Raw genomic sequence first — 14,774 nt, forward strand, 5'->3', positions numbered from 1 at the left:
CCTCGAGATCGGACAGAAGCCGTTCCGCGTACTCGCGACGGCTCGCGCCCTAGAGACGGACTGGGGCGCGATCGGGTTGGAAGAAGATCCGACGTGTTTCTGACGAGAGGTCAGTGGACGGCCCTCCGTGAAGTCCCCTCCTCAACCGTTCGGCCAGTACAGAGGCGGTACCGGTCCACGGGTTCCGGCCGTTCGGCCGAGGCGGTGGTGCCCTCCGGGGCAGCAGATTGGGGCCGACGGTCCCGCGTGAGTGCGCGGGATGACACACCGGGCGACACGGCGAGGGAGTCGGACATGGCGAAGGCAGCGCCGCGCGGAGCGCGGACGAACCGGCACCTGGCGCGGGTCACGACGCTGGCCGTGGCCGCGCTGGTCGCCACGCAGTGGCTCGCCTCGGCGGCGGGCATCGGCGCCCACTGACCGGGACGTAATCGACCAGGCACGACGGCAGGAAAGCAGGGCGGCATGGCAATTCGGGTGGTCGTCGTCGACGACCAGGACATGGTGCGCTCGGGATTCGCCGCGCTGCTGTCCGCACACAGCGACATCGACGTCGTGGGCGAGGCGCCCAACGGCCGGCTCGGCGTCGAGGTCAGCCGGCACACGCACGCCGACGTCGTGCTGATGGACGTACGGATGCCGGAGATGGACGGCCTGGAGGCCACCCGGCAGCTGCTGGACCCGCCGCGCGGTGTCGTCCACCGGCCGAAGGTGCTCATGCTGACCACCTTCGACGTCGACGACTACATCTACGAGGCACTGCGGGCCGGCGCCAGCGGCTTCCTCCTCAAGGACGCGCCGGTCGCCCAACTCGTGCAGGCGGTACGGGTGATCGCGGCCGGGGACGCGCTGCTCGCACCGTCCATCACCCGGCGCCTCATCGAGGACGTGGCCCGGCGCCGCGCCGCCCCGCCCCGGGCCGCCCGCCTGCGCCTGAACGGCCTCACCCCCCGGGAGACGGAGGTTCTGTCGCTGGTGGCGCGGGGCCTGTCGAACACCGAGATCGCGACACGGCTGGTGGTGGCCGAGCAGACCGTCAAGACCCATATGACCCGGCTGCTCTCGAAGCTCGGCGCCCGCGACCGGGCCCAACTCGTCGTCCTCGCCTACGAGTCGGGCCTCGTCGTGCCCGGGGCGTCGCCTGCCTGACCTGCCGCGTTGTCATACCTGGGGCTGACACGCGGATTGGCACCCGGGTGTGATGTGCGGCCTGCGGCTCGCGCTCCAGCATCACCGGACCCCGACCACGGAACGGTTTCGCAGGAGCGTGACACATGCACCAGCCCGACAACCGGCAGCCCATCGCCGCCCGGCCCATCGACCTCGACCACATCAGCCGCCTCTACCGCACCTACGCCAAGGACCTCGACCGGGCCCGCGAACGCCAGCGCACGCTGCTCGCGCCGCCCACCTCGATGAAGGCCCAACTCGACGACATCGAGGCGGAGATCACCTATCTCCTCCTGCGCGAGGCCCGGCCCGAGACGGTCGTGGAGATCGGCACCTTCCACGGCTGGTCCACCACCTGGATCCTGCGCGCCCTGCGCGACAACGGCACCGGACACCTGTACTCGCACGACATCGTCGACCACGTCGTGCGGGAGGTGCCCGACACCCTCTCGGCGGGCCGCTGGACGTTCACGCAGGGCGACGCGCGGGAGAACCTGGAGAAGATCCCCGACAGCGCGGACTTCCTGTTCATCGACGCGGCGCACTCCGCGAGCTTCGCCCGCTGGTACATCCGGCACCTGTTCCCACGGCTGCGGCCGGGCATACCGGTGTGCGTCCACGACGTCTTCCACGGGCGCAGGGCGTTGCCGTTCACCGAGGGGGCGGTGGTGCTGCGCTGGCTGGCCGAGCGGGAGAACCCCTTCTTCACCGCCTCCCGGGCCCACGCTCCGGAGATCCACGACCGGCTGAAGGACGTCAAGCGGTCCCTCGCGCTGGGCCACCCGGTCCGGGAGAGCCGCGACAACCCGATGATCTTCTTCACCCTGCGGTGAGGCATGTCCGGCGCCCCCTACCGGGGTGCCACCCGGAGGTTGGCTCCCCGGTGTGACGCCGGCCGGCATCCCCGCTCCCTACCTTCCGCCCATCAGGTCGCCCACGGAGAAGCGGGGGCGACAAAGCACAGAAACGGGGAGACACGTTATGGGGCGTTTCAAGCGCACGCTGGCCGTCTGCGCACTGGTGCTGGCGACGGTCGCGGGGACGGCGGGCTGGGCGGCGGGCGATGTGCAGACCGCCGTCACGGGCCCGCCTCCGGGCACGGCGGCGTGGACGGCCGACCGGGTGCTCGGCAGACGGCTGCCGGACCCGGCGTCGACGGCGCCCGCCCAGGTCGCGCGGTTCTTCACCGGGCTGACGGCGGCACAGCGGACGGCACTGGCCAAGCGTCACCCGCTCGTCGTGGGCGGCCTCGACGGCGCCCCGCCCGAGCTCCGGTACACCGCCAACGACCTCGCCCTCACCGCCGGACGCGACCGCGAACTGGCCCGAGCCGCCGACCCCGGGCAGCCCACGGGCGTCCGACGACAGGCCCGGACACGGGCGGCGACGTACGACCGGCTGCTGACACCCGGACGCCACGTCCTCGCCTTCGACCCACGGGGCCGCGGCCAGGTCGCCGAGGTGTACGGGGATCTGCGGACCGCCCGCCGGATCGCGGTCGTCGTACCGGGCTCCGACACAGACCTGGCCTCGTACGACGCCGCCGCCGGCATGGCCCGAGACCTGCGCGCCGGGATGATCCGGCTGGCACCCGCCGACCGCCCGGCGGTGATCGTGTGGGTCGGCTACACGACCCCGGTCGGCGTCGGCTGGGACGCGGCCACCGGGCACCTCGCGGAAGAGGGAGCCCCGCGACTCCTCCGCTTCCTCGACGGCCTGGCCGCGACAACCCGCCCGGTGGCCCCGCCCTCGGTGTTCTGCCACAGCTACGGCTCGGTGCTGTGCGGCGCCGCCGCCCACCGGCTGACCGGGCGGCAGGTGTCCGACCTCGTGGTCGCGGCCTCGCCCGGAATGCGTATCGGCCAGGCCGGCCAGGTGCCCGTCGGGGCGCGGTCCCGGCTGTGGGCGACCGCCCGGGACGCGACCGACTGGATCCGCCGGGTCCCTCCCGTCGAGCTCTTCGGCCTCGGCCACGGCGCCGACCCGGCCGACCCGGACTTCGGCGCCCGCGTCGTCGCCTCCGACGGGGCCCAGGGCCACACCGGCTACTTCACCCCCGGCACGGCGTCCCTGCGCAACTACGCCGACATCGCGGTCGGCCACTACGGGGCAGTGGCCTGTGCCCACTCCGCCTCCAACACCTCGGAGGACTGCCGTCATGGGCTTCACTGACCTGTCCCCGCGGGCCGCCGAGGCCCGGACCCCCGCTGCCCGCACACCCACCATGGGGACGCCGACGCGGCACCTCCGGCCGGGCCCGCCCACGGAAAGACGTCGGCGGCCCGGGCACCTCACACCGGCATCAGAATCAACATCGGCATCAGCCGAATACCTGCACCCAGGAACCGCTGGCGTAGTTCGGGTCTATGTTTCCCGAGTCGTATCCCATACCGGTCCTGGTGTAGCCGCAATTGAGGATGTTCGCGCGATGGCCGGAGCTGCTCATCCACCCGTAGGTCGCGTTGTTGACCACGCCGTTCGGATCGCCCTGGAAACCCATCGCGATGTTCTCGCCGACGCCACCCCGGGTGTATCCGGCGTCCTTGGCCCGGTCGGTGGGGCTCTTTCCGCTCGCCGACGTGTGCGAGAAGTTGTGGGTCCGCACCATCTCGGCCGCATAGTCGTGGGCGGCCTTCTGCAGGCTCTCGTCGATCACCAGTGCCGCGCAGCCGTTGGCGGTCCGTTGGGCGTTGACGTTGTCGAACGCCTGCTTCTCCAGCGTCGTCAGCGCTGTCGTGTCGGCGGGTGCGGCGGGTGTGATCCCGCTCCACTGCTGGTTTCCGCCGCCGTTGCAGGACCACAGCTGAACGGGGGTTCCGTTGGCGACTCCCAGCTCGGCCGCGTCCAGGCACAGGCCCAGGCCGACGTTCTTGACGGTCCCTCCGGAGACGACGTCCCACTGCTGGGTGGTGCCGCCCGTGCAGTCCCGTATGAGAACGGCCACGCCGTTGACCGCGCTGTCGCTCTCACTGTCCAGGCACTTGTCTCCGTAGACTCCCAGCGCCTTGCTCACGGTGTCGTAGGACCACTGCTGGTTGCTGCCCCCGTTGCAGTCCCACAGCGTGAGTTCGGTGCCGTTCTCGGTCCTTCCACCGGGGACGTCCAGACAGCGCCCGGAATCGGCACCCCGAAGTGCGGCCGTCGAGACGGCGGCCGATGCCGCCGGGGCGGACACAGCGGCCCCAGCGGTCATCAGCCCCAGCGATGCCATTACCAACCCGTATCGCGCGGACCGGGATTTATAACGGTGAGTAGCCATGGGGAAACTCCTTGCCTGAGCGACTCGGTGAGCACTTCACGCCTCACATCGGCTCAGACTAAAGCACACGTCGAAACACCGCGCCCGCGCCAAGGATTCGCCGGAAGGGTGGTTTGTTCCCGGTAGTACATTTTATTGCGTACCGGAATACCTATTGACGACGCATTTTCCACCAGATGAAAAGTGACCCATCAGACGTCGAACTCGTTCTCCCGGGTCTCCGGCAGCGCCAGCAGGCACAGGAGGCTCACCAGACAGAGGCCGCCGGTGTAGAAGCCGAGGACGAGCGGGGATTCCCAGCGGCTGTTCAGCCAGGTGGCGATGGAGGGGGCGAAACCGCCGCCGAGGGTGTTGGCGAGGATGAAGGTGGCGGAGGCGCCGGTGTAACGCAGCCGGGCCGGGAACAGCTCCGGGAGGAAGGCCGCCACCGGGGAGAACATCAGCGCGAGGAACATCAGGCCGACCGTGTAGGCGCCGGTGATCACCAGCCCGTTGCGCGAGCTGAGCGAGGCGTACATCGGGACCGCCCACACCACGCAGCCGACGGCTCCGGCCAGCATCAGCGGGCGGCGGCCGATCCGGTCGGACAGCCTGGCGACCGGGAGGGTGATGGCGATTCCGGCCGCAGCGCCGATGCTCGCCGCGGTCAGCATCGTGTTCCGGGGGATGCCGAGTTCCTGCGGACCGTACGAGAGGCTGTAGACGATCGTCAGGTAGTAGACGGCCGAGCCGCCGATCGCCGCGCCGGTGCCGAGCAGCAGCCGGCGGGGGTACTGCCTGAGGATCGTGCCCAGCGGGAACCGGGACGCCGGCACCGGCACCGACCCGGACAGAGACTCCGGCACCGGGTCCGCCAGTGACTCCGATGCCAACTCCCGTGCCCGCGCGGTGGCCTTGAAGACCGGGGACTCGGAGACCGTCGATCGCACCCACAGGCCGACCACGACGAGGACGGTGCTGAGCAGGAACGGGATGCGCCAGGCCCAGTCGGTGAAGCCCGCCATGCCCACGATGTTCAGGGTGGGCAGGATGACCGCGGTGGAGAGGAGGAAGCCGAGCGAGGGGCCGATGTTCGGGATGGAGGCGTACAGGGCCCGGCGGCCGGGTGGCGCGTGTTCGGCGGCGAGGAGCACCGCCCCGCCCCACTCGCCGCCCATGCTGACGCCCTGGAGCAGACGGAGTGTCACCAGCAGTACGGGGGCGAGGAGTCCGGCGGTCTCGTACGTGGGCAGCAGGCCGACGCCGACCGTGGCCACGCCCATCAGCAGCAGGGAGAGGACCAGCGCCTGTCTTCGGCCCAGCCGGTCGCCGATCGTGCCGAACAGGACGACGCCGAGGGGCCGGGAGAGGAAGGCGGCGGCGAAGGTCAGGAACGCGGCCAGGGACGACAGGGTCGCGTTGCCGGAGGGGAAGAAGGCAGGGCCGAGGACGAGTGCGGAGGCGGTGCCGTACACGGCGAAGTCGTAGTACTCGATCGTCGTGCCGACCAGGCTCGCCGTGGCGACCTTCGGGGCCTCGGTCTTCGCTGTCCGCGGTGGGGACGCGTTCAGTGTCGGTAATTCGGGCATGGGGGATCACTTCCGAATCCTGAGCGGGAAAGAGGGAAGGGGAGTCACCCTAATCATCGAATTTCAAATTCGACAAGAAGCCCATTCGCAGCCGGGGGCAGAACGCCCCAACGCGCATAGAGCGCACGAACAGTACACCCGGGCGCAGTCAACCCCGCGCAACCTGTCAATCCCCTGTCAATAATCATGCCGCGCGCTGTATAAAAATTTACCGGCGATTACACCTTGCCAACGGGTGGCCACACGAGAATGCTCATGACCGCTTAACTTGAAAGTTCTACAACCATCGATTTTCGGACACGGAGAATCGCAATTCCCATGCTGAAAACGGGCAAGCAATTACGCTTGAGAAGACTTTCGCTCGCGGGTGACGACCGACATCTGCTCGTCCCGCTCGACCACAGCGTCTCGGACGGCCCGATCGTCCCCGCCGACAAGTGGGACGACCTGCTGCGGGCCCTGGTGGCCGGCGGGGCCGACGGGATCATCGTCCACAAGGGGCGCGCCCGCACCTTCGCGCAGGACATCCTGAAGAGCTGCGCGCTGGTGGTGCATCTGAGCGCCAGCACCTCCTGCTCCGCCGACGTCAACGCAAAGGTGCTGGTCGCCGACGTCGAGGAGGCACTGACGCTCGGCGCCGACGCGGTCAGCGTCCATGTGAACATCGGCTCGGACACCGAGGCACAGCAGCTGGCGGATCTGGGGGCGGTGGCCCGTTCCTGCGACGCGTGGGGCATGCCCCTGATCGCCATGGTGTATCCGCGCGGCCCCCGGATCGAGGACCCGCGCGATCCGGCCCTTCTCTCCCATCTGGCCAACGTCGCCGCGGACCTGGGCGCGGACATGGTGAAGACCTCCGTCGCCCTGCCGATCGAGCGCATGGCCGAGGTGGTGGCGAACAGTCCCATTCCCGTCCTCGCGGCCGGCGGTCCACCGGACGGCTCCGACCTCGTCGAGTACGGCACGGCGGTGATGGCCGCCGGCTGCCGGGGCCTGGCCATCGGGCGCCGGATCTTCTCCTCCCCGACACCCGCCGCACTGGTGTCCCGGCTCTCGGCGGTCGTGCACGGCGGGAGCACCGAGCTCTCTCATGACATGCGTATGGCCAACTATTCGACGATCGTGGCAGGAGTGGCATGAGGTTCGCATGGATCGACCTGCGTGAGGTCCCCCGTCCGCAGCTCCAGGCGGTGGTGGACGCGGCAATCCACGCCCGGATGGCCGGAGTCGTGGCCGCCGACGCCGAGCTGCTCGGGACCCTGCCCCCGACCGTCACCCGGGTGCTGGTCACCGAGGGCGGCGTCCCGGTCACGACCTCTGCGAAGAAGCCCGGAGACAAGGAGCCGAAGGGCGCCGAGAAGGACGCCAAGTCGCCTTCGGCAGCCGCCACTTCACCGTCGAACACCGCATTCGACGTGCTCCTGCGGAAGTTCCACACCCAGGACGAGCTGGACGCCCTCGCCGCCGACCACCGCGCCGGCACGCGCACCGGCAGCGCCGGTGGCACACCGGTCTCCGGCTTCATCGACGTACGGGACGACCGCACCCTCCAACTGTCGTGCGCGGGCGCCATGGTGCTGCCGTACACGGTCATCCACTTCGCCGACCCGACCAAGATCCCGCTGGAGATCGTGCTCGCCGCGGCCGAGTCCGCCGAGGGCAAGCTCGTGACGGTCGTCGACGGCCTGGAGGAGGCGGCCATCGTCTTCGACGTGCTGGAACGCGGCTCGGACGGCATCCTCTTCACGCCCCGCAGCGCCGACGAGGTGTTCGCGCTGGCACGGCTGTTGGAGGCGACGACACCCCAACTGGAGCTGTCCACCCTGACCGTGGAGAGCATCCGGCACGTCGGACTCGGCGACCGGGTCTGTGTGGACACCTGCTCGCACTTCGAGGAGGACGAGGGCATCCTTGTCGGCTCCTACTCCTCCGGGTTCGTGCTGTGCTGCAGCGAGACCCACCCCCTGCCCTACATGCCGACCCGGCCGTTCCGGGTCAACGCGGGCGCCCTGCACTCGTACACGCTCGGCCCCGACAACCGCACCAACTACCTCAGCGAGGTCGGCTCGGGCAGCGCGCTGCTCGCGGTCGGCGCCGACGGGCGCACCCGGCGGGTCGTCGTCGGGCGGGCGAAACTCGAGTCCCGGCCGCTGCTGGAGATCCGCACCCACGCCGAGGACGGCCGGCTGGTCAGCCTGACCGTGCAGGACGACTGGCACGTACGGGTGCTCGGCCCGGGCGGGAAGGTCCTCAACGTCACCGAGTTGCAGACGGGCGACGAGTTGCTCGGCTATCTGGCCGCCGACAAGCGCCATGTGGGCCTTCCCATCGGCGAGTTCTGCAAGGAGGTCTGAGGTTCGATGGGCGAACTCGAATCAGGCCTCGACCTGGATCCCGGCTCAGTTCCCGTCTCAGTTCCCGGCTCAGCTCCTGACTCGGATCTCGACTCGGATCTCGCCGCCCTGGTGCAGCGGCTGTTCGACGCGCGTGACGACCGGCTGCCGTATCTGACACATCAACAGGAGACGCTCACCCGGGGCGAGTTACGGGAGCGGGTGACCAAGCAGGCGGCCGTCTTCGCCGGATGCGGCATCGGGCCGGGCAGCACCGTGGGACTGCGGACCCCGCCCAGTTTCACGCAGATCGAGGTGCTGCTCGCCCTGTGGCGGCTCGGCGCGCAGGTGCTGCTCTTCGACTTCCGGCTCAAACCGCCAGAGGTGGCGGCGCTCTGCTCGTCCTGCCGGCCGCAGTTCATGGTCAGCGCCGGTTCCAACGTCCGGGCCACGTTCGGTTTCCGGTCCGAGTACGAGGTCGTCACCGAGCGGCGCAGAACCGGCCTCCCCGCCACCACCGGGCACCGCCTCGTCCAGTTCAGCTCGGGGTCCACCGGACGGCCGAAAGTCATCGGCAGGACAGCCCGGTCGCTCGCCACCGAGGTGGACCGGTTCGCCGGGGTCCCCGGCATGCCGGTCGAGGGCGACAGGCTGCTGCTGCTCAGTTCGACGGCGCACAGCTTCGGTCTGATCGGCGGCCTGCTCCACTCCCTCGCCGCCGGTGTCTCCGTCGTCTTCGCCCCGCGCGTCTCCGCCCGCGACATCCTGCGGACCGCGCTGGAACACCGGATCACCGCTCTGTTCGGCGTACCGACGCACTACGAACTCCTCGCCGGCGCCATCGATCCTCCCGCACTGCCCGACCTGCGGATCGCGGTGTCGGGCGGCGAGATCATGCCCCCGCAGGTCGCTGCCCGGTTCGCACAGCAGTACGGCGTCGAGGTCGGCGAGGCGTACGGGACCACGGAGACCGGCATCGTCGCCATCGACGTCGGCGGCACACTGCGCCCCTCGGTCGGCCGGGCGGCGCCGGGAGTGTCGGTCCGGGTGCGGCGGGGTGAACTGGACGTCGCCCTCGACGAGTCGCCGTACCTCTTCGACTCGGGCGGCACCCAGCACGCGGACGGCTGGCTGCACACCAGGGACCGGGCCACGCTGGACGCCACCGGCGCGGTACTGGTGCAGGGGCGCGCGGACTCCCTCGTCGTCATCGGCGGCCTCAAGGTGGACCTCACCGAGGTGGAGAACGTACTGCGCGAGCACCCGGCCGTCGAACAGGCGGTCCTGGTCCACGAAGACGTGACCGAGGCGTACGTCGCGGTGCGCGCGGGTTCCGAACGGCCGGCAGCCGAGGAGCTGTTGCGGTGGTGCCGGGAGCGGTTGGCCGACTACAAGGTGCCCCGGGTCGTGCGGGTGTTGGACGCGTTGCCTCGTACTTCCAACGGGAAGTTGGTCCGGCAGGCCGACACGTTGCGCTCCGCCGGGTAGCGCGGGGTGCTCCTGGTTGTTGGTTGTCTGCGGGCCCTGTGCGGCTTGTCGCGCCCGCGCGGCGGAGCCGCAAATGTCACAGCCTCGCGCCCCCATGAGGGGCGCTCCACTCCCCCCTTTTTTTCTGGAGATACCGAGCATGAGTACGTCGACCCTGGAAGATGAGATCCGCGAGTTCGTCCTGAGCGCGGTCATCGACGACATGAACATCCTGCTGAGCCGCGACGGCATCACCGACGACAGTCCGGTGACCGTCGGCGGCCTGGATGTCGACTCCCTGAGCCTGATCGAACTCACGCTGAGACTGGAGTCGCGGTTCGGCGTCGAGATCCCCGACACCGACATCGAACCCCTCGCCACGCTGACCCTCGGCGGGCTCGTCGCCGAGGTCGTCCGCCGCGGTGCGAAGGCATGAGTACGAGCACGGGGGCCACCGGCACCGGCATCACCACCGACTCCGTACGGGAGCTCCTGTCGGACCGCAAGGTCTTCCCCGGGCTGCCCGAGGACCTCGGCGAGGACGCCGAACTGGTCCTGGACTCACTCGGGTTGGTGTGGCTGCTCCATGTGGTGGAGGAGCGGTACGGCCTGGTCGTGGAGCCCACCGACGAGGACATCGCCGGGCTGACGTCGCTCCGGCGGCTCACCGGATACCTGCGTACCGCCCAGAGGGAGGGCGCCCGGGATGACGCGTGAAGTGACGGTGACCGGATACGGCGTACGGACCGCGTTCGGCGAGGGTGCGGAAGCCCTGCGGCGCGGGGTGTTCGCGGGGGTGCCGGCGTTCCGGCCCACCACGCGGTTCGACACCGGGCCTTACCGGACGGGGTTCGCCGCGGCGGCTCCCGACGGGGCCGAGAGGGTCGACGGGGTCGAGGGGTGGGCGTTGCGGGACGCGCTCCGGCTGTGTGGTGATGAGGCGCTCGGTATGGCGGGGTTGGGCGCCGGTGCGGAGGCGGCCGTATTTTTGGGGGTTGCCGGGGATCATCGGAGCGTTACCCGGTATTGGCGGGGGGCCGGGGAATCTGTGCCCGCCGCTGCGGCTTCGGGGGGAGTGTCGGATGACGGCCACGGGTCCGTTGTGGCTGGTCGGGCCCGCGCGGCGGAGCCGCAAATGTCACAGCCCCGCGCCCCTGTCGGGTCGCTGCCCGCACCGGAATCGAGTCGCCTCGCCGATGCCGTGCCCGCGTACTTGGCCGAGTTGCTGGCCGATGGCCTCGGGCTGGCCGGGCCGCGGCTCACCTTCACCAATGCCTGTGTGGCGTCGGCCGCCGCGATCATTCATGCCTGCCGGCTGATCTCCTCCGGGCGGATCGACACGGCCGTCTGCGCGGGCGGGTATCTGGTCGAGGAGGAGACCTTCGGGAAGTTCGACTCCGGGCGGGCGTTGTCGCGGGACGGCATGGTGCGGCCGTTCAGTGCCGATCGGAGCGGGCTGCTGCTGGGCGACGGGGTCGCCGCCGTCGTACTGGAGTCGGCCGAGCACGCCCGGCGGCGCGGGGCCCGGCCGCTCGCGTCCGTCGTCGGATGGGGCGCCGCCACCGACGCCCACCACATCGCCCAGCCGCATCCGGAGGGCGCCGGTCTCGCCCGCGCCGCACGGCAGGCGATGCGGCAGGCCGGGGACCCGGACGGAGCGTCCCTCGGCTACATCAACGCCCATGGCACCGGCACCAAGTACAACGACGGCGCCGAGACCCGGGGCCTGCGCGCCGCCTTCCCGAAGCGCGCCGAGTCGATACCGGTCAGCTCCACCAAGAGCACGACCGGCCACCTCCTGGAAGCGGCGGGCGTCGTGGAGTTCGTGATCACGATGCTGAGCCTGCTGGACGGCGTACTCCCGCCGACCGCCGGCTATGGCGGCCCCGACCCGGAGTGCGACCTCGACTACGTACCGAACGAGCCGCGCCCCGCCGACCTCCGCCGGGCCCTCACCATCAACGCCGCCTTCGGGGGCGCCAACACCGCACTCGTCCTGGAGCGGCCGTGACCACGACCCACGAGACCGCGCTCCGTTCCTCGCTGTCGGTACTCGCCGCCGCCACCGCGACCCACAACACCGGCCGGGACGACGACATCGCGCTGCCGAAGCTGCCCGGCTTCGTGGAGTCGGCGTTCAGTCCGCTGGCGTACGAGGTGAGCAGCAGGTGTCTGACCGCACACCCCGGGGACGGCGACCGTACCGCCGTGGCACTGGCCAGTCTGACCGGTGACACCACCACCGCGGATCTCGCCAGCCGACGCATGGTGTCCGGGCGGGTCCACAACCCGCTGCTGTTCATGCAGGCCACGGCCAACTCCGTGCTGGGGCACATGAGTCGGGAGTTCGGGATCACCGGGCAGATGTTCAGCATCTCCACCCTCGACGACACACTGGCCGAACTGCTGGCCATGGCGGACCTGTTGCTGGAGGACCCCGAGCTCGACCGGGTCCTGGTGCTGGCCGTGGAACTGGGCGGCGGCGAACGCGTGGCCGCCGTACACCGCGAACTCGCTGGTGACAGCGGGCGCCCGGTCCCGGCCCTCCCCGAGTCCGCGGGCCTGGCGGCGGCGATGCTGCTCGGCCGACCGGACGACACAGCCCCCGGGACACAGGTGTCGTTCAGGCCCGCAGGATCCACCCCGTCCACCGGATCAGCCGGACCGGCCGGGCAACTCGGCAGTATCCAGAGCCTGTTCGAGCTGGCCACCGCCCACGCCGAACCACGTACCGAGACGGAGACCCACACCCATGCTCATCAGTAGGCAGGAGCGGGCCCGGATCTGCTCCGACACCGAACTGGGCGCCGGCAACATCCTGGCCCGACTGGCGGCGTACGACCGTCCACGCGACGAGGTCGTTCTGCGCATGGACGGCAACTGGCGTGCCCCCGACGGCAGTTGCCCCGCCCACCTCACCCTCGGGGAGTTGCGGGAGGTCGTCGAGACCTACGCGGGCTGGTACGCCGCCCAGGGAGTGCGCCCCCGCGACCCGGTCGCCCTCCACTCCTACTCCAGCGCCGAGTTCGCGGTGAACTTCCTGGCGCTGACCTCACTCGGTGCGATCCCCTCCTTCGTCAACGGCAACCTCCCGCCCGACATCGCGCGGGAGTACGTACGACGACAGGGCGCCGTCGGTGCCTTCACGGACCGCGAGCACCATGCCGTACTGGCGTCGGACGCCGCCGACCTCGGCTTCTGCGTGACCGCCGCCGACATCCGCCCCGAACACCGCGCCTCGCTCCCGCCCTCCTACCCGTACCGGCACGACCCCTCCGACCCGGTGCTCATCTCGCACTCCTCCGGAACCACCGGTATGCCCAAGGGAGTTCCGCACACCCACCGGACCCTGATGTACGCGCAGCTGCACCGTCTGCGCTACTCCACCGGCACCGACATGGAACGCACCCTGGTCGGACTGCCCGGCGCGCACAACGCGATGGTGGCGACCCTGCTGTACTGCCTCCTCCTGCGCACCGACATCAAACTGCTCTCCAGCCAGCGCGGCACCGAAGTACTGGACGCCATCGAGGAGTTCAGGCCCACCACCGTGCTGGCCTTCGCCGGGACCTTCGGCGAGATGGCCGCCGAGGATCTGACCAGGCGCGACCTGTCCAGCGTCCAGGTGTGGTTCAACACGGGGGACGCGGCGCACGAATCGCACATCCGGGCCCTCGTCCAGCACGGCAGCCACCGGACAATCGGCAAGGACCTGCGGCGCGTACAGCTCGACGGCTCCGTCTTCGTCGACGGGCTCGGCTCCTCCGAGGCCGGCTACTCCGTCTTCCACAACCGGCACACCAAGGACACCTCGGCCTACTCCCGCTGCATCGGCAGACCGATCAGCTTCGCCGAGGCCGCCGTACTCGCCGAGGACGGCACCCCGCTGCCGCCCGGCGAAATCGGACGCCTCGGCCTCAGGTCCCCGACGCTGACGCCCGGTTACTGGAACGACTCGCTGACCTGGAACCGGATGCGCCTCGGCGGCTACTGGCTCACCGGCGACCTCGCCCACCAGGACGAGGACGGCAACTTCTACCACCTGGACCGCGCCCCGGACGCCATCCGTACCTCCGCCGGCGTCGTCTTCAGCACCCGCACCGAGGAACTCCTGCTCCGCGAACTCCCCGAACTGGCCGACTGCACGGTCGTCGGGGTCGCCGACGACGGCGTACGGGCGGACTGGGACGGCGACGGAGTGGCGGAGGCGTACGCGCTGCTCCAACTCGCGGACGAAGTAGGCGGCAGCGACGCGGAGTTGACCGAGCTGGTCAATACGGCCCTCAAGGCGTCCGCGTTCCCCCCGGTCACCCGCGCCCTGCGCATGAAGCCCGAAGACGTCGCCAAGGGCGCCACCGGCAAGGTCCTCAAACGGGTGATGCGCGACCGCTTCGCCGCTTCCTCGCCCAAGGAGCAGCGATGAGCACGGAGGACGTCAACTACCGTGCCCGGGCCGGGGAGGCGTACCGGCTGTGGTGGCAGCACGACGCAAACTGGTACCAGGGGGTGGCGAGCCGGTTCGGGCAGGAGGCCGCGAACGAGCTCAACGCCGAGGCGCTGCGCAAGGTCGCGACGCACGTCGGACAGCGCGTCGGCCGCCTCGCCGGCCCGCTCCCCGCCACCGGCGACACCCACAAGGACCTGGAGGAACTGCGCCGCCGGTACGACGACTGCGGCGACCGCATGTTCCCGCCGGAACTGCGCAACGCGTCCACGGAGGTCGAGGACGTGACGGAGCAGGACGGCCTGATCGTCCTCACCCTGCGCCGCAGCTTCGCCGTCACCATGGTGCGGATGGCCGGTTCGCTGGACGGCTACCGGTGCCCGTGCACCGACATCCACGCGGGCTGGTCCGAGGGCCTCGGCGTGACCTTGACGGAGAACCGCGCCGAGTCGTGCCTGCGCGACGGCGACAAGGCGTGCCGCCTGCTCATGCGCGTACGCACCCCCCTTGCTCACGACGGTACGGAGGACTGA

Annotated in this window: 15 protein-coding genes; 13 read left to right on the forward strand and 2 right to left on the reverse strand. The window is 70.3% G+C overall.

What is annotated here, in order from left to right; genetic code table 11:
* Nucleotides 1–294: 294 nt before the first annotated feature.
* The 4 genes from OHN74_RS20460 (at nt 295) to OHN74_RS20475 (ending at nt 3,342) form a co-directional block, all read left to right on the forward strand.
* On the forward strand, nt 295–420 hold the full coding sequence (locus OHN74_RS20460) for a hypothetical protein (protein ID WP_327696002.1): 126 nt from the start codon (nt 295–297) through the stop codon (nt 418–420).
* 45 nt (nt 421–465) lie between these two features.
* Nucleotides 466–1,149 (forward strand): response regulator transcription factor, encoded by a 684-nt coding sequence (locus OHN74_RS20465; protein WP_327696003.1) that lies wholly within the window; start codon nt 466–468, stop codon nt 1,147–1,149.
* Nucleotides 1,150–1,274: 125 nt separating this feature from the next.
* Nucleotides 1,275–2,003 (forward strand): class I SAM-dependent methyltransferase, encoded by a 729-nt coding sequence (locus tag OHN74_RS20470; protein WP_327696004.1) that lies wholly within the window; start codon nt 1,275–1,277, stop codon nt 2,001–2,003.
* A gap of 148 nt (nt 2,004–2,151) precedes the next feature.
* Complete coding sequence (locus tag OHN74_RS20475) at nt 2,152–3,342, forward strand: alpha/beta hydrolase (protein ID WP_327696005.1); 1,191 nt, start codon at nt 2,152–2,154, stop codon at nt 3,340–3,342.
* 148 nt (nt 3,343–3,490) lie between these two features.
* Here the strand turns inward: OHN74_RS20475 and OHN74_RS20480 are convergent, their stop codons facing one another.
* Both OHN74_RS20480 and OHN74_RS20485 read right to left on the reverse strand, forming a co-directional pair.
* Nucleotides 3,491–4,381 carry a ricin-type beta-trefoil lectin domain protein gene (locus OHN74_RS20480; RefSeq protein WP_327696006.1) on the reverse strand — a complete coding sequence of 297 codons (891 nt, stop codon included), beginning with the start codon at nt 4,379–4,381 and terminating at the stop codon, nt 3,491–3,493.
* 239 nt (nt 4,382–4,620) lie between these two features.
* A complete protein-coding gene (locus tag OHN74_RS20485) occupies nt 4,621–5,997 on the reverse strand; it encodes an MFS transporter (protein WP_327696007.1) in 1,377 nt (458 codons plus the stop codon).
* Nucleotides 5,998–6,315: 318 nt separating this feature from the next.
* Between OHN74_RS20485 and OHN74_RS20490 the strand changes: the two genes are divergently transcribed.
* From OHN74_RS20490 to OHN74_RS20530, 9 genes are all read left to right on the forward strand, one after another.
* Nucleotides 6,316–7,137 (forward strand): class I fructose-bisphosphate aldolase family protein, encoded by an 822-nt coding sequence (locus tag OHN74_RS20490; RefSeq protein WP_327696008.1) that lies wholly within the window; start codon nt 6,316–6,318, stop codon nt 7,135–7,137.
* Nucleotides 7,134–8,351, forward strand: a complete 1,218-nt coding sequence (locus tag OHN74_RS20495) for a 3-dehydroquinate synthase II family protein (RefSeq protein WP_327696010.1) — start codon at nt 7,134–7,136, stop codon at nt 8,349–8,351. The genes OHN74_RS20490 and OHN74_RS20495 overlap by 4 nt, the downstream gene beginning before the upstream one ends.
* Nucleotides 8,352–8,357: 6 nt before the next feature.
* Nucleotides 8,358–9,818 carry a class I adenylate-forming enzyme family protein gene (locus OHN74_RS20500; protein WP_327696011.1) on the forward strand — a complete coding sequence of 487 codons (1,461 nt, stop codon included), beginning with the start codon at nt 8,358–8,360 and terminating at the stop codon, nt 9,816–9,818.
* Nucleotides 9,819–9,957: 139 nt separating this feature from the next.
* Nucleotides 9,958–10,233, forward strand: a complete 276-nt coding sequence (locus OHN74_RS20505) for an acyl carrier protein (RefSeq protein WP_327696012.1) — start codon at nt 9,958–9,960, stop codon at nt 10,231–10,233.
* Nucleotides 10,230–10,514 carry an acyl carrier protein gene (locus tag OHN74_RS20510; protein WP_327696013.1) on the forward strand — a complete coding sequence of 95 codons (285 nt, stop codon included), beginning with the start codon at nt 10,230–10,232 and terminating at the stop codon, nt 10,512–10,514. Before OHN74_RS20505 ends, OHN74_RS20510 begins: the two co-directional genes overlap by 4 nt.
* A complete protein-coding gene (locus OHN74_RS20515) occupies nt 10,504–11,808 on the forward strand; it encodes a beta-ketoacyl-[acyl-carrier-protein] synthase family protein (RefSeq protein WP_327696014.1) in 1,305 nt (434 codons plus the stop codon). The genes OHN74_RS20510 and OHN74_RS20515 overlap by 11 nt, the downstream gene beginning before the upstream one ends.
* A complete protein-coding gene (locus tag OHN74_RS20520; RefSeq protein WP_327696015.1) occupies nt 11,805–12,563 on the forward strand; it encodes a hypothetical protein in 759 nt (252 codons plus the stop codon). Before OHN74_RS20515 ends, OHN74_RS20520 begins: the two co-directional genes overlap by 4 nt.
* A complete protein-coding gene (locus OHN74_RS20525; RefSeq protein WP_327696017.1) occupies nt 12,550–14,220 on the forward strand; it encodes a class I adenylate-forming enzyme family protein in 1,671 nt (556 codons plus the stop codon). Before OHN74_RS20520 ends, OHN74_RS20525 begins: the two co-directional genes overlap by 14 nt.
* Nucleotides 14,217–14,774, forward strand: a complete 558-nt coding sequence (locus tag OHN74_RS20530) for a hypothetical protein (RefSeq protein WP_327696018.1) — start codon at nt 14,217–14,219, stop codon at nt 14,772–14,774. The genes OHN74_RS20525 and OHN74_RS20530 overlap by 4 nt, the downstream gene beginning before the upstream one ends.

This window comes from Streptomyces sp. NBC_00459, assembly GCF_036013955.1.
Lineage (GTDB): Bacteria > Actinomycetota > Actinomycetes > Streptomycetales > Streptomycetaceae > Streptomyces.